Raw genomic sequence first — 21816 nt, 5'->3', positions numbered from 1 at the left:
TTGGGTGACATGCACGGATTTGGGGATAACTAGGCCGCCTCGCCGCGCAGTTTGCGCGAATGCCGGTGCACTTCGTCGACCAGTTCGGCCACGCTTTCCGGCGGCGTGAACTGGCTGATGCCATGGCCGAGGTTGAAGACATGGCCGCCCCATGCGCCATCCGCGCGGCGCGGCGCGCCGAAGCTGTCGAGCACCGCGCGCGCCTGCTCGCGCACCGCGGCCGGCGGCGCGAACAGCACATTCGGATCGAGGTTGCCCTGCAGCGCGACGCGGTCCTGCACCTGCGCCCGCGCGCGGCCCAGGTTCACCGTCCAGTCCAGGCCGACGACATCGGCGCCAGCGTCCGCGATCTCGTCCAGCCACAGGCCGCCGCCCTTGGTGAACAGCAGCTTGGGAATGCGTCGACCGTCATGTTCGCCCTTGAGCTGCGCCAGCACGCGGCGCGAGTAGGCCAGGCTGAACTGCTGGAACTGGCCGTCGGCCAGCACGCCGCCCCAGGAGTCGAAGACCATCACGGCCTGCGCGCCGGCCTCGATCTGCGCATTCAGGTAGGCGGCGACCGCGTCGGCGTTGATGGACAGGATGCGATGCATCAGGTCCGGGCGGGCGTACATCAGGCTCTTGACGTGGCGGTAGTCGTCGGAGCCGCCGCCTTCCACCATGTAGCAGGCCAGCGTCCACGGACTGCCGGAGAAGCCGATCAGCGGCACGCGACCGTTCAGCGCGCGGCGGATCGAGCTCACCGCGTCGAAGACGTAGCGCAGTCTGTCCATGTCGGGCACGGCCAGCGCGTTCACCGCCGCCTCATCGCGCACGACCTTCTCGAACTTGGGGCCCTCGCCCTGCGCGAACGACAGGCCCAGGCCCATCGCGTCCGGCACGGTCAGGATGTCGCTAAAGAGAATGGCCGCGTCCAGCGGATAGCGCTCCAGCGGCTGCAGCGTGACCTCGGTCGCGTAGTCCGTGTTGGTGGCCAGGCCCATGAAGCTGCCCGCCTTGGCGCGGGTGTCGCGGTATTCAGGCAGGTAGCGGCCGGCCTGGCGCATCAGCCAGACGGGGGTGTATTCGGTGGGCTGGCGCAGGCAGGCGCGCAGGAAGACGTCGTTCTGAAGGGGGGCGCTCATGGGAGGGCGATTATCCTCGGGGCTCCCTGCTCTTGAATTCCCGTGGCTGGCACACGATATGCCGGTGCGCATATGGAGGATCCGCGAATGACATCGACCCCGTCCCGTTTGCTTGCCGCCGCGCGCACTGCAGCGGCCGCCACGCTGATCGTTGGCGCGCCCCTGGCGCTCACCGGCTGCGGCTACAACGAATTCCAGAGCCTCGACGAGCAGGTCAACGCCAGCTGGTCCGAGGTGCTGAGCCAGTACCAGCGCCGCAGCGACCTCATTCCCAACATCGTCAACACGGTCAAGGGCGAGGCCAACTTCGAGCAGGAGACGCTGACCAAGGTCGTCGAGGCCCGCGCCAAGGCCACCAGCATCCAGGTCACGCCGGAGCTGGCGCGCGACCCGGCCGCGCTGCAGAAGTTCCAGGCCGCGCAGGGCGAGCTCTCCAGCGCGCTGAGCCGGCTGATGGTCGTCAGCGAGCGCTATCCGCAGCTGCAGGCCAACCAGGGCTTCCGCGACCTGCGCGTGCAGCTCGAGGGCACCGAGAACCGCATCACCGTCGCCCGCAACCGCTACATCAAGTCGGTGCAGGAGTACAACGTGCTGACGCGGCGCTTCCCCACGAACTTGACGGCGAAAGTCTTCGGCTACGAGGTCAAGCCCAACTTCACCGTGCAGAACGAGGCCGCGATCTCCGCGCCGCCGACGGTGAGCTTCGACAAGCCCGCTCCGGCCACGGCACCCGCCACGCCGGCGCCGGCCGCCTCGCCGGCGTCGAACTGAGGACCCGCGCATGCGGGCGGCCTCGGTGGCGGCGCGACTCCCGGCGATGAACGAGGCCGGCGTCGGGCGCTGGCCCGCGGTGCTGCGGCTGTTCGCGCTCGCCTGTCTGGGCCTGCTGATGAGCGCCGGCCTGCTGCCGCGCGCGCGGGCGCAGGATGTGCAGGCGGTGCCTGCGCTCAGCGGTCGCGTCGTCGACCAGACCGGCACGCTGAGCGTCGCGCAGCAACAGGCGATCGATGCCAAGCTCGCCGCCTTCGAGCGCGAGGCCGGGCCGCAGATCGTCGTGCTGATGGTGCCGACGACCGCGCCCGAGGACATCGCGGCCTATGCGCAGCGGGTCGGCGACCAGTGGAAGATCGGCCGCCGGGAGGTCGGCGACGGGCTGCTGATCGTCGTGGCCAAGAACGACCGCCGCATCAACATCCAGACGGCCAAGGCGCTGGAGGGCGCGGTGCCGGACCTTGCCGCGCGCCAGATCATCGAGCGCGACATCACGCCCGCCTTCAAAGCCGGCGACTACGCCGGGGGACTGAATCGGGCGATCGACTCGCTGCAGGCCCGCATCCGCGGCGAGCACCTGCCCGCGCCGACCCAGCGGCCTTCGAAGCCGACCGGTGGCCACGGCATCGACCTGGGCGAGATCGCGATGATCGCGTTCCTCGGCGTGCCGCTCGCCGGCGCGCTGCTGACCGCGATCTTCGGCCGCAAGATCGGCAGCCTCTTCACCGGCGCGGGCGCCGGCGCGGTGGGCTGGGGGTTGAGCGGCAGCCTGCTGCTGGGCGTCGGTGCGGCGATCGCCTCGCTGATCCTGGTCGGCGTGCTCGGCATCGGCGCGGCGCGACGCAGCGCCGGATCCTCCGGGGCCTACCGGCGCAGCGCCCACGGATCGGGCGGCATCGTGCCGCCGATCATCTGGGGCGGTGGCGGCGGTGGTGGTGGTGGCAGTTGGGGCGGCGGCGACGGTGGCGGCTTCTCGTCCGGCGGCGGCGGAGACTTCGGCGGCGGTGGCGCCTCGGGAGACTGGTGATGAACCGACGGACCGATCATGAGGCCCGCCACGCTGGCGACGCCAGCCGGCTGGGACGATTCTTCCGCCACCGCTTCTGGGACGAGGCCGACGTGCGTCGCGTGCTGCCGGCGGCGGCGATGGCCCGGCTGTCCGCGCGGGTCACCGAGAGCGAGTTGCGTCATGCCGGCGAGATCCGGGTCTGCGTCGAGGCCAGCCTGCCGATCAGCTACCTGTGGCGTGGCCTGTCGGCGCGGCAGCGGGCGCTGGCGCTGTTCGGCAAGCTGCGGGTGTGGGACACCGAGCACAACAACGGCGTGCTGGTCTACCTGCTGCTGGCGGAGCACGCGATCGAGATCGTGGCCGACCGGGGCCTGAACCGCCGCGTCAGCGCGGCGCAATGGCAGGCCATCGTCGACGGACTGCGGCAATCGCTCCGCGAAGGCCGCTTCGAGCAGGGCCTGGTGGACGCGATCCAGGCGGTGGAGCGCCTGCTCGCCGAGCACTACCCGCCCGATCCTGGCGCGCCGCCGCGCAATGAATTGCCGGACGCGGTCGTCGTGCTCTGACTCGCCTCGCCCGCTACGCGGCTCGGCCGCAATCTCGTCGACGGCCGAGTCCGCTGGCGGTCCTGCAGCTCAAAGGCTCTTGATCGGCTTGAGCTTCCAGCCGAAGCGCTCTGCCTTCGGACCGCCCTTGAGCTTGGGGAACACCAGCTCCTTCGCCGGCACGGTCACGTCCGGCAGATGGTCGAGCAGGTGGCGGATCAGCGTGAGCCGTCCGCGGCGCTGGTCGTTGAAGTCGACCAGCGTCCAGGGCGCGTGCTTGGTGTGCGTGTGCTCGAGCATGCGGTCGCGCGCGCGGCCGTAGTCCTGGTAATGCTTGCGGGCCTCGAGGTCGATCGGCGAGAGCTTCCACTGCTTGAGCGGATCCTCGGCGCGTTCGGCGAAGCGCTCCTCCTGCTGCTGCTGGTCGACGGTGAGCCAGTACTTGAACAGCAGCAGGCCGTCGTCGACCAGCAGCCGTTCCAGGCGGGGCACCTGGTCAAGGAAGTCCTCGGTCTGCTGCGGCGTGCAGAAGCCCATCACGGCCTCGACACCGGCGCGGTTGTACCAGCTGCGGTCGAAGAGCACGATCTCGCCAGCGGACGGCAGGTGGCTGAGGTAGCGCTGGAAGTACCACTCGCCCTGCTCGCGCTCGCTGGGCTTGCCCAGCGCCACGGTGCGGCATTGGCGGGGATTGAGCGTCTCGGAGATCGCGTTGATGACGCCGCCCTTCCCGGCGGTGTCGCGACCTTCGATGATCACCAGCAGCCGCTTGCGCGTGTGCTGCAGCCACCGGGCCAGGTTGTTGAGCTCGACCTGCAGAGGCTGCAGGCGGTCCAGGTAGTCGGACTTGGAGAGCTTGTCCCCGTTACCGCTGTTCCCGCCTGACCGGTCGCTCCGCTTCGCGTCGTTCTTGGACTTCTTGTCGCCCATGCTCGCTCCGTACAGTGAAGGACGGGGCAGCTTACCGCGGCACGTGCAGATCAGAGCAGTTCGAGCGTCTGCATCCCCGCCCAGCTCTCGCCGGGCGCGAGTTCGACCGGCTTGAGCACCTGCGCCGCCTCGACGCAGAGCATCTGCTTCCAGCCGCCTTCGGGCATGTCAGGAAGGGCATCGCCCTTGGCCTGGCCGGGGTTCCAGACCACCGCGTCGGCGAAGCCCTGCTGGCGGATCGCGAGTCGGCGGTCGCCGTCGCGCAGGGTCAGGCTGTGCCGGACGTCCTGGTAGATGCGGTCGGTTTCGCCGTCCAGGCGCAGCAGATCCTCGTGCTGGGTCGCGGCGCGTTCCGTCGTCGAGTCCCAGTACGCCAGACCCGACAGGCCCTGGAGCGATGCGGACATGATCTGGGTCAGCCTCAGGTAGGTGTGCAGCGCGGCGCTGAAGGACAGCGGCGTGTCGCCCTGGTTCTCGCAGGCCAGTTCGATCTCGAGCGCCCGACCGGCGATGCGCAGACTGATCTCGGCCTCGAAGGCATGCGGCCAGACCATGCGGGTGGCGCCGTCGTCGTTCAGGCGCAGCACCGCCAATGCGTCGTCCTTGCCGGACTCGGCGCTGACCAGTTGCCACGGCTTCCCACGGGCGAAGCCGTGACGCTGCAGCGGGCCGCGCGTCGCGAACTGCGGAAAGATCACCGGCACGCCGCCACGGATCGCCTGGCCGGTGGCAAAAGCGCTCCGGGGCGACAGGTAAAGCTGCTCGTCGGCGCCCGCGGGCACCCAGGACACCAGGTGCGCACCATGCAGCAGCAGCGTCGCGCGGGCACCGTCGGGCGCGCGAAGTTCGATGGCCTCGAGGCCCTGGTAGCGGGTGATGGAGATCGGAGTGGTCATGCTGAAAAAAGAAAACCCACCGGCGCGAACCGGTGGGTGGGAGCGGCTGGCGCGTCGCGGCGCCGGCCGGTTCCGGGTTCGTGGTCGAGACCCTTAGTTTTTCACAGGCTGGCGCGCCCGGGGACCCGGCAGCAGACCATTGGGGGCGTAGACCAGACGGTTGCTGGCCAAGCCCGCGATGTCGTAGCTGCGGTCCGTCAGGTTGTTGATGACCTGCGTCAGCAGCGCGCCGATGAGGCCCTGGTTGTTGTTCTGCTCGGCGCTCGACGCCGAGGCCTTGCCGTCCCAGAGCAGCGTGCCGGTGCGAAGGTCGACCAGCTTGGCCTGCACCTCGACGATGGTCTCGCTCATCAGCACCTTGTAGACCGAGCCGTACTGCTTCACGTCGACGTACAGCACCGCGTCCGCGCCAAAGATCTGGCGCAGCTTGCCGGCGTCGATGTGGCGGGCGTCGGAAGCCGTGGTGACGCCATTCGTGCGCAGCGTCTCATCGACCAGCGACACCGGCAGCACGTAGTAGCCCGCTTCGCCCAGCGGCATCGACAGGTTGGACAGCACGCCGTAGGTGGCGTTCACGTCCGGCGTGTCGTTGACCGGTGGCAGCACCAGCAGCGAGGCCGGCTTGGCTTCCTTGAACGCGGTGTAGTCGTAGGGCTTGGACGGCGAGGCACAGGCGGTCAGCGCAGCCAGCACGGCCACGGCGCCGAGGCGACGGATCAGGGACATCAGGTTCGTCATGTGTCGTTCTCCTCGGCGCTCAGACGCCGCTGGCCGCCTTGGCGGGCGCGGCGGCTGCGGCCGCGGTCTTCTCGGACGGCTTCTTCAGCAGGAAGTCCACGTAGGCGGCGGACTCCGGGAACAGCGCGCGTTCGGCTTCCAGGTGCGCACGGGCGGCGTCGTCATTGCCGACCTTCGCGTACAGCAGCGCCAGGTGACCGTGCAGGCCAGGCGGCGTCGCCTCGTTGGCGGCCTTGTTCTTGATCAGCTGGGCTTCGAGCTGCGTGATCTGGTCGCCGGGCGCGGTGCCGTTGGTCTTGAAGTACTGGTAGACGCTGTTCTGGTAGCCGGCCCATTGGTAGAGCGGCTTCTGCGGCGTGCCGCAGGCGGTCAGCAGCGCGGCGACGGCCACGGCTGCGCCCACGCGGAACGCGTGCTTGATGCGGAGGGTCATGGTCGGGCTCCTGTTCAGCGGGCGGCTTGCGGCTTCCAGGCGCCGCTGTCGATGCCGGCGACCATCGTGTTGACGGCCTCCTTGATGGCCAGGTCCAGGACCTTGCCGTTCAGCGTCGCGTCGTAGCTGGCGGTGCCGCCGAAGCCGACGACTTCGCGCGTCGACAGCTCGTATTCGCCAGCGCCCTGGGCCGAGTACACGACTTCCGAGGTCTGGCTGTTCACCACGTTCAGCGTGACCTTGGCATAGGCGATCTGCTTCTTGCCGCGGCCCAGCACGCCGAACAGCTGCTGGTCGCCGACTTCCTTGCGGCCGAATTCGGTCACCGAGCCGGTCACCAGGTAGTCCGCGCCCTTGATCGTCAGGGCGCTGTTCTTGAACTTGGCTTCCTGCTGCGCTTCCTCGAGGTTGTCGCGGTCCAGCACGCTGAAGCGGTTGGTCTGCTGCAGGTGGGCGATCAGGATCGACTTGGACTGGTTGCCCAGGCGGTCGATCGCGTCGGCGAACATGCCGCGCATGAAGCTGGAGCGGTTCTCGAACTTGCCGACCGCGATCGGCGCGCGCTGGCCCTGGTACTGGACCGGGGCGGGCGCGGCGCGCGGGACTTCGATGGTGCGGGACTGCTCGGTCGCGCAGCCGAACAGGGCCGCCAGGGCGAGCGCCAGCGTGGCGCGGCGCGCCAGGACGTTGAATGACATGGAAACTCCCTCAAAAACGACACCGGCGGGACGCCGGCGGATGCTCCGGTCGAGGCCGGATGTTGGCAGTGTGCGTCACCGAACAGAGCGGTCCGGGCGACGCTGAAAAGAACATCGGCAGGAGTGCGAGTTTTTCGCAGTCCTGCCGATGCAGTGTGTGGTGCACACGCCGCATCGATCGCCGATGCGGGTGTGAGGGGGCTCAGCGCTTGGCGCGGAACTTCCGCAGCGCGGCGATCTGAGCGGCCATGGCCGCGAATTCGCTTTGCGCCTTGGCGAAGTCGATGTCGCTCTTGGCGTTCTTCATCGCGTCCTCGGCGGCCTTCTTCGCGGCCTCGGCGCGGGCCTCGTCGAGGTCCTTGCCGCGGATGGCGGTGTCGGCCAGCACGGTCACGACGTCGGGCTGCACTTCCAGCAGGCCGCCGGCGACGAAGACGAATTCCTCGTCGCCGTCCGGGCGCTGGATGCGGACCGCGCCCGGCTTGATGCGGGTGATCAGCGGGGTGTGCTTGGGCAGGATGCCCAGCTCGCCGCCTTCGCCCGGCAGCGCCACGAATTTCGCCTCGCCCGAGAAGATCTGCTCTTCCGCCGAGACCACGTTCACGTGGAGGGTTGCCATTGCGATTTCCTATTCGTTAGCTTCGAAGGACCGGTTCTCATCCGTGAAGACGAGAGACCGGCAAGCAAGCAGACGGTGCGCTGGCTAGGCGTCGCGCGGAGCCGGACTCAATGTCCGGCGAGCACGACAACGACGCCAGCATGCCGTATGCGCCGCTTGCCGGCTTACTGGATCTTCTTGGCCTTTTCGAAGGCTTCGTCGATGGTGCCGACCATGTAGAAGGCCTGTTCCGGCAGGTGGTCGCACTCGCCGTTGACGATCATCTTGAAGCCGCGGATGGTTTCCTTCAGCGGGACGTACTTGCCGGGCGAGCCGGTGAACACTTCCGCGACGTGGAACGGCTGCGACAGGAAACGCTGGATCTTGCGAGCGCGGGCCACGGCCAGCTTGTCTTCCGGCGACAGCTCGTCCATGCCCAGGATCGCGATGATGTCGCGCAGTTCCTTGTAGCGCTGCAGCACCGACTGCACCGAGCGCGTCGTGTTGTAGTGCTCTTCGCCGATGACGTTCGGGTCGATCTGACGCGAGGTCGAGTCCAGCGGGTCCACCGCGGGGTAGATACCCAGCGAGGCGATGTCACGCGACAGCACCACGGTGGCGTCCAGGTGGGCGAAGGTCGTGGCAGGCGACGGGTCGGTCAGGTCGTCCGCAGGGACGTACACGGCCTGGATCGAGGTGATCGAGCCGACCTTGGTCGACGTGATCCGCTCCTGCAGACGGCCCATTTCCTCGGCCAGCGTCGGCTGGTAGCCCACCGCGGACGGCATGCGACCCAGCAGCGCGGACACTTCGGTACCGGCCAGCGTGTAGCGATAGATGTTGTCCACGAAGAACAGCACGTCACGGCCTTCGTCGCGGAACGACTCGGCCATCGTCAGGCCGGTCAGCGCCACGCGCAGACGGTTGCCCGGGGGCTCGTTCATCTGGCCGTAGACCATCGCGACCTTGGACGCGCTCAGGTCGTCCTGGTTCACGACGCCCGCGTCGGACATCTCGTGATAGAAGTCGTTGCCCTCACGGGTACGCTCGCCGACACCAGCGAACACCGACAGACCCGAGTGAGCCTTGGCGATGTTGTTGATCAGCTCCATCATGTTCACGGTCTTGCCGACGCCGGCGCCGCCGAACAGACCCACCTTGCCGCCCTTGGCGAACGGGCAGATCAGGTCGATCACCTTGATGCCGGTTTCCAGCAGTTCCTGCGACGGGCTCAGCTCGTCGTAGGCCGGGGCCTTGCGGTGGATCGAGGCGACCTGGTCGCGGGCCACGTCGCCGCGCTCGTCGATCGGGTTGCCCAGCACGTCCATGATGCGACCCAGGGTCGCCTGGCCCACCGGCACCTGGATGGTGTCGCCGGTGTTGTAGACCTCGGTACCGCGGCGCAGGCCGTCGGACGAGCCCAGCGCGATGGTGCGGACCACGCCGTCGCCCAGCTGCTGCTGCACTTCCAGCGTCAGGGCCGAGCCTTCCATCTTCAGGGCGTCGAACACCTTCGGCATCTGGTCGCGCGGGAATTCCACGTCGACCACGGCGCCGATGCACTGAACGATCTTGCCCACCGATTGAGTGTTAGCCATTTCTTCGTTCCTTCAATTCCAAATCTGTTGCCTGCGATCGATCGCCGGGATCAACCGCTGATGGCGGCCGCGCCGCTGACGATTTCCGACAGTTCCTTCGTGATCGCGGCCTGGCGGGTCTTGTTGTAGACCAGTTTCAGCTCGCCGATCAGCGTGCCGGCGTTGTCGGTCGCGGCCTTCATGGCCACCATGCGCGCCGATTGCTCGGACGCCATGTTCTCCGCCACGGCCTGATAGACCAGGGCTTCGGTGTAGCGCACCAGCAGTTCGTTGATCACCGTCGGGGCGTCGGGTTCGTACAGGTAATCCCATGCGTGACCCGCGGCATCCGTCTCCAGCGACTCGGCCGTCAGCGGCAGCAGCTGCTGCACCACCGGCTCCTGCTTCATCGTGTTGACGAAGCGCGTGTAGCAGAGATAGACCGCCGACAGCTTGCCTTCCGCGTAGGCGTCCAGCAGCGTCTTGACCGGGCCGACCAGCTTCTCGAGCTGGGGGCTGTCGCCGAGCTGCGTCGCATGCGCGACGACCTTGGCGCCGATCCGGTTCATGAAGCCCAGACCCTTGTTGCCGATCGCGACCACTTCCGCCTTCTGACCCGCCTGCTCGATGTCCTTGAGCTTGCTGGTCGTCGCGCGAAGCAGGTTGGTGTTCAGGCCACCGCACAGGCCCTTGTCGGTCGTGACCACCACGAAGCCCGCCGTCTTGGCGTCGGGATGCGACACCATGAACGGATGGCGGTACTCGGGATTGGCCTTCGACAGATTGGCGGCGATGTTGCCCACCTTTTCCGCGTACGGACGGGCCGCGCGCATCCGATCCTGCGCCTTGCGCATCTTCGAAGCGGCGACCATTTCCATGGCCTTGGTGATCTTCTTGGTGTTCTCGACCGACTTGATCTTGCCGCGAATTTCCTTGCCTGCTGCCATGATTTCTCCTGTGAGGGCCGGGTCTTGCCTGACTTCAGCGAGACCCGGTCATGGTTGCTTAGGCGAAGGACTTCTTGAACGACGTGATGGCGGCGTTCAGTTCGGCTTCGGCGTCCTTGTCCATGGCCTTGTCGCTTTCCAGCTTGCTCAGCAGGGCGGCGTGCGAGGTCTTCAGGAACTGGTGCAGGCCGTGCTCGAACGACAGGACCTTCTTCACCTCGATGTCGTCCATGAAGCCCTTGTTGGCCGCATACAGCGACGCGCCCATCAGGCTGATCGACAGCGGGCTGTACTGGGCCTGCTTCAGCAGCTCGGTCACGCGGGCACCGCGGTCCAGCTGCTTGCGGGTCGCGGCGTCCAGGTCCGAGGCGAACTGCGCGAAGGCGGCCAGCTCACGGTACTGGGCCAGGTCGGTACGGATACCGCCGGACAGCGACTTGATCAGCTTGGTCTGCGCTGCGCCACCGACGCGCGACACCGAGATACCGGCGTTGATCGCGGGACGGATGCCGGCGTTGAACAGGTTGGTTTCCAGGAAGATCTGGCCGTCGGTGATCGAGATCACGTTCGTCGGAACGAAGGCCGACACGTCGCCGGCTTGCGTCTCGATGATCGGCAGCGCGGTCAGCGAGCCGGTCTTGCCCTTGACCTCACCCTTGGTGAAGGCCTCGACGTACTCGGCGTTCACGCGGGCGGCGCGCTCCAGCAGACGGCTGTGGAGATAGAACACGTCGCCGGGGAACGCTTCGCGGCCCGGAGGACGGCGCAGCAGCAGCGAGACCTGACGGTAGGCGACGGCCTGCTTGGACAGGTCGTCGTACACGATCAGCGCGTCCTGGCCGCGGTCGCGGAAGTACTCGCCCATCGTGCAGCCCGAGTAGGCCGACACGTATTGCATCGCGGCGGATTCAGACGCCGAGGCGGCGACGACGATGGTGTACTCCATCGCGCCAGCGGCTTCCAGCGCGCGCACGACGTTCTTGATCGACGAAGCCTTCTGGCCGATCGCGACGTACACGCAGGTCATGTTCTGACCCTTCTGGTTGATGATCGCGTCGATCGCCACGGCGGTCTTGCCGGTCTGGCGGTCGCCGATGATCAGCTCGCGCTGGCCACGGCCGACGGGCACCATCGAGTCGATCGACTTCAGGCCGGTCTGCACCGGCTGGTCGACGGACTTGCGGGCGATCACGCCCGGGGCGACCTTCTCGATGACGTCGGTCATCTTGGCGTTGATCGGGCCCTTGCCGTCGATCGGCTGACCCAGCGCGTTCACGACGCGGCCGATCAGCTCGGGGCCGACCGGCACTTCCAGGATGCGGCCGGTGCACTTGACGGTGTCGCCTTCGACGATGTGCTCGTAGGCGCCCAGGATCACGGCGCCGACGGAGTCGCGCTCCAGGTTCAGCGCCAGACCGAAGGTCTGCGAGCCGTCGGCGGCAGCCGGGAACTCCAGCATTTCGCCTTGCATCACGTCGGACAGGCCGTGCACGCGCACGATGCCGTCGGACACGGACACCACGGTGCCCTGGTTGCGCACGTCGGTGGACGCGCCAAGGCCTTCGATGCGGCTCTTGATCAGTTCGGAAATTTCAGCGGGATTCAGTTGCATTGCTTGCTCCCAACGGCATCCCGCCGAAGCGGGACACCAGGGTGAATCGGGGGGATCTTTGGCAGTCGGGCTGGGACCGGAGGCTTGCGCCTCAGGCCGTCAGCGCCACTTTCATGCGTTCCAGGCGGGCCTTCACCGAGGTGTCCAGCACCTCGTCGCCGACCACCACACGGATACCGCCGATCAGGCCAGGCTCCAGCTCGACGCGGGCTTGCAGCTTGCGACCGAAGCGCTTCTCCAGCGACGCGACCACGTCGGCCAGCTGGGCCGGCTCGATCGGGTAGGCGCTGAAGATCTGCGCGTCGGACACGCCGGAAGCGGCGTTGGCCAGTTCGTGGAACTGCTGGACCATCGCCGGCAGCGCCGACAGGCGGCCGTTGGCGATCACCTCGCGCAGGAAGTTCTGCACGCCGGGCAGCAGCGTCTGCTTGCTGGCCGCCGACATGACCTGGAACACCTGTTCGGTGCCCACCTTCGGGTCTTCGGCGAACTGGCGCAGTTGGCTGTCGCCGGCGACGAGCGCCAGCGCGGCCAACTGCTCGTTCCAGGCCTTCAGGTCCTGCGAGGACGCGACCTGGAACAGCGCTTCGGCGTAGGGACGGGCAATGGTTGCGAGTTCAGCCATGATTACAGCTCCGTCTTGAGACGGTTCAGCAATTCGGCGTGCACGCTGGCATTGACCTCGCGCTGCAGGATCTGCTCGGCGCCCTTGACGGCCAGCGCGGCGACCTGCTCGCGCAGGGCCTCACGGGCACGCACCGACTGCTGCTCGGCCTCGGCCTTCGCAGCGGCGATGATCTTGGCGCCTTCGTCCTCCGCGCGCTTCTTCGCTTCGTCCACGATGGCGGCGCCGCGCTTCTCGGCGTCGGACAGCAGCTTCGTGGTTTCGTTGCGGGTCTGCGCCAGTTGCTCGTCGACCTTCTTGTTGGCGTTGGCCAGCTCGGCCTTCGCCTGGTCAGCAGCGGCCAGGCCAGTACGGATCTTGTCCGCGCGCTCGTCCAGCGCCTTCACGATCGGCGGCCAGATGAACTTCATCGTGACGAACACGAGAATCGCGAAGGGGATCCACTGGATGAACAGGCTAGCGTTGATATTCACGGCACGATCCTTTCAGTCGTGAAAGGGGTCGTGGCGGATTAGCGCAGCACGAAGGGATTGGCGAAGGCGAACAGCAGGGCGATGGCGACGCCGATCAGGAAGGCCGCGTCGATCAGGCCAGCCAGAATGAACATCTTGGTTTGCAGTTCGTTCATCAGCTCGGGTTGACGGGCCGAGGACTCCAGGAACTTGCCGCCCATCAGCGCGATGCCGATGGAAGCGCCGATCGCGCCCAGACCAACGATGATGCCGCAAGCCAGAGCGACCAGACCGAGGATGTTTTCCATGTTTTGCTCCTGAGAGAGTTAGATAAAAAGGAAAGGGAAAGGGAATCGAGAAACCGAGGATCGCGGCTGTCCGTCCGGATCAGTGCGCGTCGTGCGCCTGGCCCAGGTAGATCAGCGTCAGCATCATGAAGATGAAGGCCTGCAGCGTGATCACGAGGATGTGGAACAGCGTCCAGACCGTGCCGGCGATGACGTGGCCGATGGCCAGGCCGATGCCGGTGCCGGTCAGGGCCCAGCCGCCGCCCATCAGGGCGATCAGCATGAACACGAGTTCGCCGGCGAACATGTTGCCGAACAACCGCATGCCATGAGACACCGTCTTGGCGATGAACTCGATGACCTGCATGAGGAAGTTGAAGGGCCACAGCGCCCAGTGGTCGCCGAACGGCGCGGCGATCAGCTCATGGGCCCAGCCGCCCAGGCCCTTGATCTTGATGTTGTAGAAGAAGCACAGCAGCAGCACGCCGGTGGACAGGCCCAGGGTCGTCGACAGGTCGGCGGTCGGGACGACGCGCTGGTAGGCGTGATGGGGATCGTGGCCGGTGGAGGCGACGTAGCTGGACCACAGCGACGGCAGCGCGTCGACCGGCAGCATGTCCATCGCATTCATGAAGAAGATCCACACGAACACGGTCAGCGCCAGCGGGCCGACGAGCTTGCGGCTCTTCTCGTTGTGGATCAGCGCCTTGGCCTGGTTGTCGACCATCTCGACCAGGATCTCGACGGCGGCCTGGAAGCGGCCCGGCACGCCGGCATGCGCCTTGCGTGCGGCACGCCACAGGAAGAAGACGGCCAGCAGCCCGAGGACCGAGGTGTACAGCAGCGAGTCGAAATTGAAGACGCTGAAGTCGACGATGTTCGTCTGCTTGACGTCCTCGAACTGGAAATTCTTCTGCCAGTGCTGCAAGTGGTGGGTGATGTATTCACCCGAGGTCGGCGCGTGTCCTTCTGCTGCCATGGTTGCTTTCCGTCTCTATTTTCTGATTCGACCCCGCCGAAGCAGGGCCAGCCAATTTGCCTTCAGGGTCACGACGAGGGTCGACAGCAGCGCTGGCCAACTCAACGACGAGAACCCCACGGCGACCGCCACCAGAATGGCGACCGCCAAGATGATCTTGATCAGCTCCCACACCATGAACGACAGCACCGCGGTGCCGCCGCCCATCGCCGGGCGCCGGGTCATGCCCCACGCCATCAGGGCGTTCGGCAGGACCACCGAGACGGCACCGAACAGCGCCGACCAGGTTTTGTCGGCGTGCAGGGACAGCAGACCCCACAGCGCGACCATGACCGCCCCCGCCGCCGCCTGCCAGGTCAACAACGACCAGGCCGACATCGCCGGGAGCCGGGCCCGCAAGTCCTGCGCTTGTTCTCGCGTCAGGGGCTTGAAAGCCGATTCGCCGTCCGCACATTCCTCGATTCCATCGTCCCAGCGATCCTGGCTGGCGGCGCCTCGGGCCTTCGCCTGATTCGGCTGAACGGTCCTGGGCGGCTCGGCGGGCGGCGCATCGGATGCGCGCGCTGGATCGGGATTCACGGCTTCAAGGGGCGAGCGGCAAAACCACGGGATTATAGGGGGTCTGACCTTACAGACCCTTAACAGGCTGCGGCGGCGGCCCATCGGCGCCGACTTGACAGCTTGTGCGAAGCCCGCATAGCCAGGGCGCGGGCCCTGTTCATCGAGGCTGGCGGATTTCCACCGTCAGGACCCGCGAGGTGCGCGCGCAACACCTGTCCCCCGCGGGCCACTCGGGATTTCCCTCAGCCGCTCCAAAGGCACGCACCGCTCGTCATGGCGCCGTAGCGCCCTCGGTCGACCTCAGCTCGGCCAGCGCGCGAACTGCACCGGCAGGCCAGCCACCGGCACGCGCATCTTGAGCACGCAACCGGCCCAGGGCTGGGCGGCGAGCTCCGCCTCGCTGCGCTTTTCTCGTGCAGTGGTGACGAAGATGGTGCGCAGGTCCGCACCACCGAAGGTGGGCATCGTGGCGCAGCGCACCGGCAGTTCCACGCGCGTCAGCACCTCGCCCGACGGCGACAGGCGCAGCAGTTGCTGGCCTTCCATCATCGCGACCCAATAGCCGCCCTCGACGTCGACCGCTGCGCCATCAGGCCGGCCGCCATAGCTCTCCAGCGGTTGATCGGCGCCGCGCGGCGCGAATCGCGCGAACACTTCCCGCTCGCCCAGCGTGCCGCTGCCCACATCGAAGGCCATGCGATAGATCTCGTGCGCCTTGGTGTCGGCCCAGTACATCGAGCGGCCGTCCGGGCTCCAGCCCAGGCCGTTGGACGTGGTGATGCCCGACTTCATCGGAACGAAGACGCCGTCGCGCAGGCAATAGAGCGCCGACTCGGGCTGGCGTGCGTCATCGATCGTGCCAACCCACAGGCGCCCTTGCGCGTCGGCCTTGCCGTCGTTGAAGCGGCGCTTGGAGGCGTCGTACGGCGGGTCGAGCAGCTTCACATACTCGCCGGTGGCGGGATCGAAGCGCCACAGCCCGTTGCGCTGAGGGATCAGCAGGCCACCGCCGGCCAGCGGCACGACGCAGCCCGGCTCGTCGTTGAGCGACCATCGGCTCGGCGTCGCCGCACCGCTGTCGAGCCGGAACAACGCCTTGCCTGGAATGTCGACGTAATAGAGACATTGCTCTAGCGGATGCCAGAAGGGCGATTCGCCGAGCAGCGCCGGCGTCAGCGACGCGGGCTCGAGGCGGAAGAACTCGTCCGTGGACGTCGTGGGGTCGGCATGGGGCTGCGAGGTCATGGCGCGATGCTATGCCGGTAACCCGGCGAAACCGGAAACCGCGCCGCCGATGGGGCGAGGCGGCGCCGGCGCAGCGCCGCGGTCATCCGGCCTTGGAGCGTCGGCACCGATCAGGCCAGGTCGACCTTCAGGTAATGGGCGCCGGCGATCGGATTGAAGTAGTACGGCGGGATCTCCTCGAAGCCGAGGCTCTCGTACAAGTCGCGGGCGGCCTCCATGTCGTCGAGCGTGTCCAGCAGCATGCTGGAGTAGCCGGCGCTCGTGGCCCGATCGATCAGGGCCTGCGCCATCGTGCGACCCAGGCCGAAGCGGCGGAACGCCGGGCGGATGAAGAGCCGCTTCATCTCGCAGGCATTGGCGTAGTCCGAGTCCGCCAGCGGTCGGAAACCGCCACAGCCAGCGACCTGCCCGTCCACCAGCGCGAGCAGCAGCGTGCCTTGCGGCGCGTCGTATTCGCCCGGGAGCGAGGCCAGTTCTTCCTCGAAGCCCTGGAAGCAGAGGTCGACGTCCAGGCTCTGCGCGTATTCGCGCATGATCGCGCGCGCTTCTTCCCACAACGCGGGCGAATCGGGGCAGATCAGTCGTATGTCAGGGGTATCCACAGCGGGCGAGTGTAGCGAGGCCGCCCCGGCGTTCAAGCGGTCGGATTGGAGAGCGACGTCGAGGCCGCCGGCGCTCAGGGGCCGGCCGCCGGGCCGTGCAAGGCGAATCCGGGACGATCCAGCAAGCGCTCGTACCAGGCGTCGACCGCCGGCAAGGTCGCATGCGCGATCGGCGCGGCGCGCCAACGATGCGCGGACAGCCCAAGCACCACATCGGCCAGCGTGAAGGCGTCCCCCAGCACGAACGGCCCGCCGGAGCGCTCCAGCTGTTCATCGAGCATCGCCATGTGGCGGTTCCAGTTCGCGACGCCCGCCTCGATCTGCGCGGCATCCCGATGCAGCGCGCTCTGGCGCACCGTCGCCATGAAGGCGTAGCGCCAGCTGTTGTTCAACTCGCCGCCTTGCCAGTCCATCCACATCTCCACCTGCGCGCGGCGTCGCGGCTCGTCCGGCAGCAGGTCGTCGCGACCTTCGCGGCGGGCGAGATAGCGGCAGATGCTGTTGCTCTCCCACATCGAGAACGGCGTGCCGGCCTCGGTGCCCGGTCCAGCCTCCGCATCGATGAGCACCGGCATCATCGCGTTGGGATTGAGCACGCGGAAGGCGTCGGCCTTCACGTCGACGTCCTCGCGCACCAGGTCCAGGCCCAGCTCCACGCCGGTCCACAGCACCTTGCGCACATTGATGGACGCCGCGCGTCCGAGCACGCGCAACCCGCTCATGCCGCCGGTGCCGCCGCGGCGTCGCTGGCGAAGCCGAGCACCACGCGCCGCGTGCGAGCCGACTTCTTCTCGATCTTGGTGACGACGACCGCACCGATCTCCGCCGTGTTGCCCACATGCGTGCCGCCACAGGGCTGCAGGTCGACGCCATCGATCTTGAGCACCCGCACCCGGCCGGTGCCGCGCGGCGGCTGCACGCTCATGCTGCGGACCAGCCCGGGATTGGCCTCCAGGTCCTCGTCGCTGATCCAGCTGTGGCTGACCGGATGGGCCTCGGCCACCAGCCGGGCGATGCCGGCCGTCAGCGCCTCCTTGTCCAGCGCGTCGGTCATGTGGAAATCCAGCCGCGCATAGCCGGCGGTGATCGAGCAGCCATCGACCGGATGCGGCACCAGCGCGCACAGCAGATGGGTCGCCGTGTGGAAACGCATGTGGGCGTGGCGGCGCTGCCAGTCGCTGCGGGCCGTCACCGGCGAGCCGGCGTCCAGCCCGGTGAGGTCCTGATCCGGCGCAGGCAGGTGCAGGATCTCGCCGCCCTCGCCCTTGCGGGTGTCGGCGATGCGGAGTTCACGACCGCCGGGCAGCGTCAGCGTGCCGGCGTCGCCGGCCTGGCCACCGCCCTGCGGATAGAACACGGTGCGGTCCAGCAGCAGGCCGCGCTCATCGATCCGCAGCAGCGTCGCCTCGCACTCGCGCAATTGCGCATCCTCGCGGAACAGGTCCACCGTGCTCATCGCAACTCCACCGTCAGGGCATCTCAGAAGGTCGTCGGCGCATTCGACAGCGTGGCCTCGATCGCCTGCAGCTCGACGATCCCGTTGGGCGTCTCGAGCTCGGCGCTCAAGCCGTCGCGCGCCTCGAAGCTGACCAGTCGCACGCCGCTGTCGGGCAGTTTGTCGGTCGGGTGGGCATCGCCCTGCCACTCGATCGGCACCGGCAGGCCTTCCTTGCGCAGCCGGCGGCCGTCCTGGCGCAGCGCGATGCGCCAGCTCAGGTCGCCGCGCGCGGCCTCGACCGCCTCGCCGGCGTCGATGCCCTCGCCGGACCAGGTGGCGAGCGTCGCGTCCAGGCTGGGCACGCGCGCCACCCAGTGCAGCAGCGCCGTGCCCTCATGGGCCAGGCGCTCGCGCACGGCGGGCTGGTCCAGGTCGAACCAGCGGGGCCGACCGGGATCCGGCGCCTCGGGATCGATGGCGATGATTTCCAGATAGCAGCGGGGATAGGTCGGCGGCGCGCTGATGTTGAGCAGCAGGTTGTGCGTGCCCATCAGCGCATGGCGCCCGCCGGGTTGCGGCGCGACCCCGAGGACACGTTCACACCAGGCGCGCCCCTCCTCCAGGGTGTTCGCGGCGACAACGAGATGATCGACTTCCATGCTCATGGCTTCACAACCTCACCTGACCGTGGATCAATGGCGTGACATCGCCGCCAATCCAGCAATGCGCGCCTTCGCGTGCCACATGGATCCGGCCGGCGCGCCCGAGGGCGGCGCCCTGGGCGGCCACGTAGCGATCAGGCGCCAGACCGGCGCCCTGCAGCCATAGTGCCAGACCCGCGTTCAGGCTGCCCGTGACCGGGTCTTCCGGAACGCCGAGTCCGGGCACGAAGGCCCGGACCTCGAACTGCTGTGGCGAGCCCGCAGGATAAGCGCCCACGACGCCCAGCTTGAGGCCGGCCATCGCGACGAAGTCCGGCCGCAGGGCCAGCACCGCCTCGGCCGAGCGCAGCCGCGCCGCCATCCACTGCGGACCGTTGTCGACCCAGACCAGGTCCAGCAGCTCGTCGGCCTCGAGGCGCAATGCGCGCAGCGCCTGCTCGCGCAGGGCCGGCTCGACCGGGCCTTCACGCTTGAGCGGCGGCGCCGCGAAGGCGAGCCGACCACCGTCGCGCCGGATCCGCACCAGCCCGATCGCGCATTGCTGGACCACCTCGCCGGGCTGCTTCGGATCGCCGCCGCTGGCCAGCCAGGCATGGGCCGAGCCCAGTGTCGGATGGCCGGCGAAGGGCAGCTCGCCGCCCGGCGTGAAGATGCGGACGCGGTAGTCCGCGCCGGCATCGGTCGGCGGCAGCAGGAAGGTGGTCTCGGACAGATTGGTCCAGCGGGCGAAGGCGGCCATGGTGGCCTCGTCCAGGCCCGCGCCGTCGACGACGACGGCCAGCGGGTTGCCCTTCAGCGCCTCGGCGGTGAAGACGTCGACCTGGACAAAGCGGCGGAGTTCGGACATGAAGACCCTCGATCGAGAACGGTGAAGTCGACCCGCCCCGCCTGACGGACGGGTGACAGGCGGCAGCGGGTGCCAGAAACAGGGGACATCGCCCCGCTGCCGATGTCAGGCCGCGGCGCGGTAGACGTCGGGACGGAGCCTCTCCATGCCGCGGTCCGGTGCCGCCAGCGGCTGGAAACCATGCCGGGCATAGAGCGCGTGCGCATCCTTGGTGAACAGCGAGAAGCGTCGCAGCCCCTGCAGCGCCGGATGCGCGACGACACGCGCGATCAGCCAGTCGCCCAGCCCCCGCCCCTGCCACTCTTCGAGCACGAAGACATCGCAGAGGTAGGCGAAGGTGGCGCGATCGGTGACCACGCGGGCGTAACCGACGACCGCGCCGGACGGCCCGCGCATCAGCAGGTTCAGCGAGCCCGCCATCGCGCGGCGCATGGTGTCGCGCGGGATGCCCGCTGCCCAGTAGGTGCGGCCGATGAAGCCGTGGATCACCTCCAGGTCGGCCTCGGTCCAGTGCTCGTCGAGCACCGGCTCGAACGGCAGCGGGGCGCGCGCGTCGCTCATGGCGTGGTTTCGGCGGTCGTCAGCGCGAGCGCCTCGTGCAGCATGCGGCCGAGCTTGTCGACGCCTTCGGCGATCAACTCGGGCGTGAGCGTCACGAAGGACAGGCGCAGGGTCCTCGGATCGGGCTGGTGCGCGTAGAACGCGGCGCCCGGCACGTAGGCGATGCCCGCATCGACGGCACGCGGCAGCAGCGTCATCGCGTCCAGGCCCTCGGGCAGGCGGATCCAGAAGAACATGCCGCCCTCGGGGCTCTGCCACTCGCAGCCGGGCGGCAGGCTTTGCGCCAGCGCCTTGGCCATCGCATCGCGGTTGGCCTTGTAGCGGGCGCGGATCTTGGGCACGTGCTCGTCCAGGAAGCCGCCCTTGATGACCTCGTGCACGACGCGCTGGTTGAAGCCCGGCGTGTGCAGGTCGGCCGCCTGCTTGGCCTGCAGCAGCTTGGGATAGACCTCGCTCGGCGCGACGATGTAGCCCAGGCGGAAGCCCGGCGTCAGGACCTTGGAGAAGGAGCCGAGGTAGATGCTGCCCTCGGGCCAGAGCGAGCTCAGCGCAGCCGGCGGCGCCTGGTCGAACCAGAGGTCGCCGTAGGGGTTGTCCTCGACGACGGGCACGCCGGCCTTGCGCGCGGCGGCCACGACGGCCTCGCGCCGCTGGGCGCTCATCACGCGGCCGGTCGGGTTCTGGTAGTTGGGCAGCAGGTACGCGAAGCGCGTGCCCGGCGCGTCGTGCGGCAGCGCCTCGATGGCCGAAGGCAGCGGGCCCTCGTCGTCGCTGGCCAGGCTGGCGAAGATCGGCTCGTAGGGCGTGAAGGCCTGCAGTGCGCCCAGGTAGGTGGGCGTCTCGACGGCCACCGGCGCGCCGGCATCGCACAGCAGCTTGCCGACGAGGTCCAGCCCCTGCTGCGAACCGCTGGTGATCAGCACCTGGTCCGGCGAGACCCGCATCCCCAGCCCCTCGACCTTGGCCGCGACCCATTCGCGCAGCGGCGCGAAGCCTTCGCTGGCGGCGTACTGCAACGCTTCGCGGGCGTTGTGGGTCAGGACCCGATCGCAGGCCGCCTTGATCGCCTCGACCGGGAAGGTGTCCGCGCTGGGCAGGCCGCCCGCCATCGACAGCACGCCGGGCTTCTCGGTGACCTTCAGGATCTCTCGGATGATGGACGGATTCATGCGCGCGGCGCGGCGGGCTTGCGTCCAGGGACTGCGGTTCATGGGGGTTGTCTCCGGTTGAGCGGGCCAGTCTAAGGCGTCGACCAGCACAGAACCAATACACTGAGCCATACCACCGCATCATCTGTATTGGCATGGACACCAGCACAGCCAACGCCGGCATGAGCGCCAGCTCCAGCGTGAATGTCGCGCCGGTCGCCCTCTCCCGCAATGCCAGCCAGCCGCTCGCGCAGCAGCTGGCGCAGCGCTTCGCGGCGCGGATCCAGCAGCGGCTGCTGCTCCCGGGCGCGCGGTTGCCCTCGGTGCGGGACTGCGCGCGGCACCACGGCGTCAGCCCGTACACGGTGGTTGCCGCCTACGACCAATTGCTGGCTCAGGGCCTGCTTGAGGCGCGCAAGAAGCGAGGGTTTTTCGTTCGCGAAACCCGCACGCCGCCGCGCGCGCCGCTGGCCGTCGAAGTGGCGCCCGCGCCGCTGCCGCCGCCGGTCGACGCGAGCGCGCTGACCCGCG

27 protein-coding genes are annotated in these 21816 nt (G+C 68.2%); 4 read left to right on the top strand and 23 right to left on the bottom strand.

The features are described 5' to 3' along the window. Nucleotides 1-29 precede the first annotated feature (29 nt). On the bottom strand, nt 30-1124 hold the full coding sequence (gene hemE, locus CS062_RS15950; RefSeq protein WP_099862588.1) for a uroporphyrinogen decarboxylase: 1095 nt from the start codon (nt 1122-1124) through the stop codon (nt 30-32). An 87-nt stretch (nt 1125-1211) separates the two neighbouring features. Here hemE and CS062_RS15945 point away from each other — a divergent pair, with 87 nt between their 5' ends. From CS062_RS15945 to CS062_RS15935, 3 genes are read left to right on the top strand one after another with little or no spacing between them, the layout of a single operon-like run. Next, complete coding sequence (locus CS062_RS15945) at nt 1212-1895, top strand: LemA family protein (RefSeq protein ID WP_099862587.1); 684 nt, start codon at nt 1212-1214, stop codon at nt 1893-1895. 10 nt (nt 1896-1905) lie between these two features. Continuing rightward, nucleotides 1906-2922, top strand: a complete 1017-nt coding sequence (locus CS062_RS15940) for a TPM domain-containing protein (protein ID WP_368372859.1) — start codon at nt 1906-1908, stop codon at nt 2920-2922. Beyond that, the gene (locus tag CS062_RS15935; RefSeq protein WP_099862586.1) at nt 2922-3470 is read left to right on the top strand and encodes a TPM domain-containing protein; all 549 of its coding nucleotides are present in this window, start codon (nt 2922-2924) and stop codon (nt 3468-3470) included. The genes CS062_RS15940 and CS062_RS15935 overlap by 1 nt, the downstream gene beginning before the upstream one ends. Nucleotides 3471-3539: 69 nt before the next feature. On the opposite strand, the gene ppk2 is transcribed toward CS062_RS15935, so the two are convergent. The 22 genes from ppk2 to CS062_RS15825 form a co-directional block, all read right to left on the bottom strand. Beyond that, a complete protein-coding gene (gene ppk2 / locus CS062_RS15930) occupies nt 3540-4379 on the bottom strand; it encodes a polyphosphate kinase 2 (RefSeq protein WP_099862585.1) in 840 nt (279 codons plus the stop codon). 50 nt (nt 4380-4429) lie between these two features. Then, a complete protein-coding gene (locus CS062_RS15925) occupies nt 4430-5275 on the bottom strand; it encodes a D-hexose-6-phosphate mutarotase (protein ID WP_099862584.1) in 846 nt (281 codons plus the stop codon). 93 nt (nt 5276-5368) lie between these two features. Further along, nucleotides 5369-6013 carry a DUF799 domain-containing protein gene (locus tag CS062_RS15920; protein ID WP_199174258.1) on the bottom strand — a complete coding sequence of 215 codons (645 nt, stop codon included), beginning with the start codon at nt 6011-6013 and terminating at the stop codon, nt 5369-5371. 19 nt (nt 6014-6032) lie between these two features. Further along, nucleotides 6033-6446, bottom strand: coding sequence for a DUF4810 domain-containing protein (locus CS062_RS15915; protein ID WP_099862583.1), 414 nt, complete (start codon nt 6444-6446; stop codon nt 6033-6035). 14 nt (nt 6447-6460) lie between these two features. Continuing rightward, nucleotides 6461-7144 carry a CsgG/HfaB family protein gene (locus tag CS062_RS15910; protein ID WP_099862582.1) on the bottom strand — a complete coding sequence of 228 codons (684 nt, stop codon included), beginning with the start codon at nt 7142-7144 and terminating at the stop codon, nt 6461-6463. 202 nt (nt 7145-7346) lie between these two features. Continuing rightward, nucleotides 7347-7763, bottom strand: coding sequence for a F0F1 ATP synthase subunit epsilon (locus CS062_RS15905; RefSeq protein WP_099862581.1), 417 nt, complete (start codon nt 7761-7763; stop codon nt 7347-7349). A 164-nt stretch (nt 7764-7927) separates the two neighbouring features. Then, nucleotides 7928-9340 (bottom strand): F0F1 ATP synthase subunit beta, encoded by a 1413-nt coding sequence (gene atpD / locus CS062_RS15900; RefSeq protein ID WP_091728394.1) that lies wholly within the window; start codon nt 9338-9340, stop codon nt 7928-7930. Between the two features lie 50 nt (nt 9341-9390). Further along, complete coding sequence (gene atpG / locus CS062_RS15895) at nt 9391-10266, bottom strand: F0F1 ATP synthase subunit gamma (protein WP_099862580.1); 876 nt, start codon at nt 10264-10266, stop codon at nt 9391-9393. Nucleotides 10267-10324: 58 nt separating this feature from the next. Further along, the gene (atpA, locus tag CS062_RS15890) at nt 10325-11878 is read right to left on the bottom strand and encodes a F0F1 ATP synthase subunit alpha (protein ID WP_099862579.1); all 1554 of its coding nucleotides are present in this window, start codon (nt 11876-11878) and stop codon (nt 10325-10327) included. Between the two features lie 91 nt (nt 11879-11969). After that, nucleotides 11970-12503, bottom strand: a complete 534-nt coding sequence (locus CS062_RS15885) for a F0F1 ATP synthase subunit delta (RefSeq protein ID WP_099862578.1) — start codon at nt 12501-12503, stop codon at nt 11970-11972. A gap of 2 nt (nt 12504-12505) precedes the next feature. Then, complete coding sequence (locus CS062_RS15880; protein WP_099862577.1) at nt 12506-12976, bottom strand: F0F1 ATP synthase subunit B; 471 nt, start codon at nt 12974-12976, stop codon at nt 12506-12508. A gap of 38 nt (nt 12977-13014) precedes the next feature. Continuing rightward, nucleotides 13015-13263, bottom strand: a complete 249-nt coding sequence (gene atpE, locus CS062_RS15875; protein ID WP_058933479.1) for a F0F1 ATP synthase subunit C — start codon at nt 13261-13263, stop codon at nt 13015-13017. Nucleotides 13264-13342: 79 nt separating this feature from the next. Beyond that, a complete protein-coding gene (atpB, locus tag CS062_RS15870; RefSeq protein WP_099862576.1) occupies nt 13343-14221 on the bottom strand; it encodes a F0F1 ATP synthase subunit A in 879 nt (292 codons plus the stop codon). Nucleotides 14222-14236: 15 nt separating this feature from the next. Next, the gene (locus CS062_RS15865) at nt 14237-14800 is read right to left on the bottom strand and encodes an ATP synthase subunit I (RefSeq protein WP_233218089.1); all 564 of its coding nucleotides are present in this window, start codon (nt 14798-14800) and stop codon (nt 14237-14239) included. Between the two features lie 282 nt (nt 14801-15082). Next, on the bottom strand, nt 15083-16027 hold the full coding sequence (locus CS062_RS15860) for an SMP-30/gluconolactonase/LRE family protein (protein WP_099862574.1): 945 nt from the start codon (nt 16025-16027) through the stop codon (nt 15083-15085). A gap of 110 nt (nt 16028-16137) precedes the next feature. Then, nucleotides 16138-16629 (bottom strand): GNAT family N-acetyltransferase, encoded by a 492-nt coding sequence (locus tag CS062_RS15855; RefSeq protein ID WP_099862573.1) that lies wholly within the window; start codon nt 16627-16629, stop codon nt 16138-16140. Nucleotides 16630-16703: 74 nt separating this feature from the next. Beyond that, nucleotides 16704-17351 carry a glutathione S-transferase C-terminal domain-containing protein gene (locus CS062_RS15850; RefSeq protein ID WP_099862572.1) on the bottom strand — a complete coding sequence of 216 codons (648 nt, stop codon included), beginning with the start codon at nt 17349-17351 and terminating at the stop codon, nt 16704-16706. Continuing rightward, nucleotides 17348-18085, bottom strand: a complete 738-nt coding sequence (locus CS062_RS15845) for an alanyl-tRNA editing protein (RefSeq protein ID WP_099862571.1) — start codon at nt 18083-18085, stop codon at nt 17348-17350. The genes CS062_RS15850 and CS062_RS15845 overlap by 4 nt, the downstream gene beginning before the upstream one ends. Before the next feature lie 23 nt (nt 18086-18108). Continuing rightward, a complete protein-coding gene (locus CS062_RS15840; protein ID WP_233218088.1) occupies nt 18109-18726 on the bottom strand; it encodes a VOC family protein in 618 nt (205 codons plus the stop codon). 10 nt (nt 18727-18736) lie between these two features. Further along, nucleotides 18737-19576, bottom strand: coding sequence for a PhzF family phenazine biosynthesis protein (locus tag CS062_RS15835; protein ID WP_099862569.1), 840 nt, complete (start codon nt 19574-19576; stop codon nt 18737-18739). A 105-nt stretch (nt 19577-19681) separates the two neighbouring features. Continuing rightward, on the bottom strand, nt 19682-20137 hold the full coding sequence (locus CS062_RS15830) for a GNAT family N-acetyltransferase (RefSeq protein ID WP_099862568.1): 456 nt from the start codon (nt 20135-20137) through the stop codon (nt 19682-19684). Then, nucleotides 20134-21348 carry an aminotransferase-like domain-containing protein gene (locus CS062_RS15825; RefSeq protein WP_099862567.1) on the bottom strand — a complete coding sequence of 405 codons (1215 nt, stop codon included), beginning with the start codon at nt 21346-21348 and terminating at the stop codon, nt 20134-20136. The genes CS062_RS15830 and CS062_RS15825 overlap by 4 nt, the downstream gene beginning before the upstream one ends. A 119-nt stretch (nt 21349-21467) precedes the next feature. On the opposite strand from CS062_RS15825, the gene CS062_RS15820 reads away from it, so the two are divergent. Continuing rightward, on the top strand, nt 21468-21816 hold a 349-nt coding region (locus CS062_RS15820; protein ID WP_143742369.1), incomplete at its 3' end, for a GntR family transcriptional regulator.

Source organism: Roseateles chitinivorans, assembly GCF_002761755.1.
Lineage (GTDB): Bacteria > Pseudomonadota > Gammaproteobacteria > Burkholderiales > Burkholderiaceae_C > Roseateles > Roseateles chitinivorans.
This window is presented reverse-complemented; position numbering and strand designations above follow the sequence as displayed.

Coding starts and splice junctions, on each gene's coding strand:
- CS062_RS15850 (WP_099862572.1), bottom strand. CDS start 17,351: ATGAGCGGGTTGCGCGTGCTCGGACGCGCGGCGTCCATCAATGTGCGC.
- CS062_RS15835 (WP_099862569.1), bottom strand. CDS start 19,576: ATGTCCGAACTCCGCCGCTTTGTCCAGGTCGACGTCTTCACCGCCGAG.
- CS062_RS15920 (WP_199174258.1), bottom strand. CDS start 6,013: ATGACGAACCTGATGTCCCTGATCCGTCGCCTCGGCGCCGTGGCCGTG.
- atpB (WP_099862576.1), bottom strand. CDS start 14,221: ATGGCAGCAGAAGGACACGCGCCGACCTCGGGTGAATACATCACCCAC.
- CS062_RS15830 (WP_099862568.1), bottom strand. CDS start 20,137: ATGAGCGACGCGCGCGCCCCGCTGCCGTTCGAGCCGGTGCTCGACGAG.
- CS062_RS15905 (WP_099862581.1), bottom strand. CDS start 7,763: ATGGCAACCCTCCACGTGAACGTGGTCTCGGCGGAAGAGCAGATCTTC.
- CS062_RS15940 (WP_368372859.1), top strand. CDS start 1,906: ATGCGGGCGGCCTCGGTGGCGGCGCGACTCCCGGCGATGAACGAGGCC.
- atpG (WP_099862580.1), bottom strand. CDS start 10,266: ATGGCAGCAGGCAAGGAAATTCGCGGCAAGATCAAGTCGGTCGAGAAC.
- CS062_RS15925 (WP_099862584.1), bottom strand. CDS start 5,275: ATGACCACTCCGATCTCCATCACCCGCTACCAGGGCCTCGAGGCCATC.
- atpE (WP_058933479.1), bottom strand. CDS start 13,263: ATGGAAAACATCCTCGGTCTGGTCGCTCTGGCTTGCGGCATCATCGTT.
- hemE (WP_099862588.1), bottom strand. CDS start 1,124: ATGAGCGCCCCCCTTCAGAACGACGTCTTCCTGCGCGCCTGCCTGCGC.
- atpD (WP_091728394.1), bottom strand. CDS start 9,340: ATGGCTAACACTCAATCGGTGGGCAAGATCGTTCAGTGCATCGGCGCC.
- CS062_RS15885 (WP_099862578.1), bottom strand. CDS start 12,503: ATGGCTGAACTCGCAACCATTGCCCGTCCCTACGCCGAAGCGCTGTTC.
- CS062_RS15845 (WP_099862571.1), bottom strand. CDS start 18,085: ATGAGCACGGTGGACCTGTTCCGCGAGGATGCGCAATTGCGCGAGTGC.
- atpA (WP_099862579.1), bottom strand. CDS start 11,878: ATGCAACTGAATCCCGCTGAAATTTCCGAACTGATCAAGAGCCGCATC.
- CS062_RS15915 (WP_099862583.1), bottom strand. CDS start 6,446: ATGACCCTCCGCATCAAGCACGCGTTCCGCGTGGGCGCAGCCGTGGCC.
- CS062_RS15860 (WP_099862574.1), bottom strand. CDS start 16,027: ATGACCTCGCAGCCCCATGCCGACCCCACGACGTCCACGGACGAGTTC.
- CS062_RS15945 (WP_099862587.1), top strand. CDS start 1,212: ATGACATCGACCCCGTCCCGTTTGCTTGCCGCCGCGCGCACTGCAGCG.
- ppk2 (WP_099862585.1), bottom strand. CDS start 4,379: ATGGGCGACAAGAAGTCCAAGAACGACGCGAAGCGGAGCGACCGGTCA.
- CS062_RS15825 (WP_099862567.1), bottom strand. CDS start 21,348: ATGAACCGCAGTCCCTGGACGCAAGCCCGCCGCGCCGCGCGCATGAAT.
- CS062_RS15935 (WP_099862586.1), top strand. CDS start 2,922: ATGAACCGACGGACCGATCATGAGGCCCGCCACGCTGGCGACGCCAGC.
- CS062_RS15910 (WP_099862582.1), bottom strand. CDS start 7,144: ATGTCATTCAACGTCCTGGCGCGCCGCGCCACGCTGGCGCTCGCCCTG.
- CS062_RS15840 (WP_233218088.1), bottom strand. CDS start 18,726: ATGGAAGTCGATCATCTCGTTGTCGCCGCGAACACCCTGGAGGAGGGG.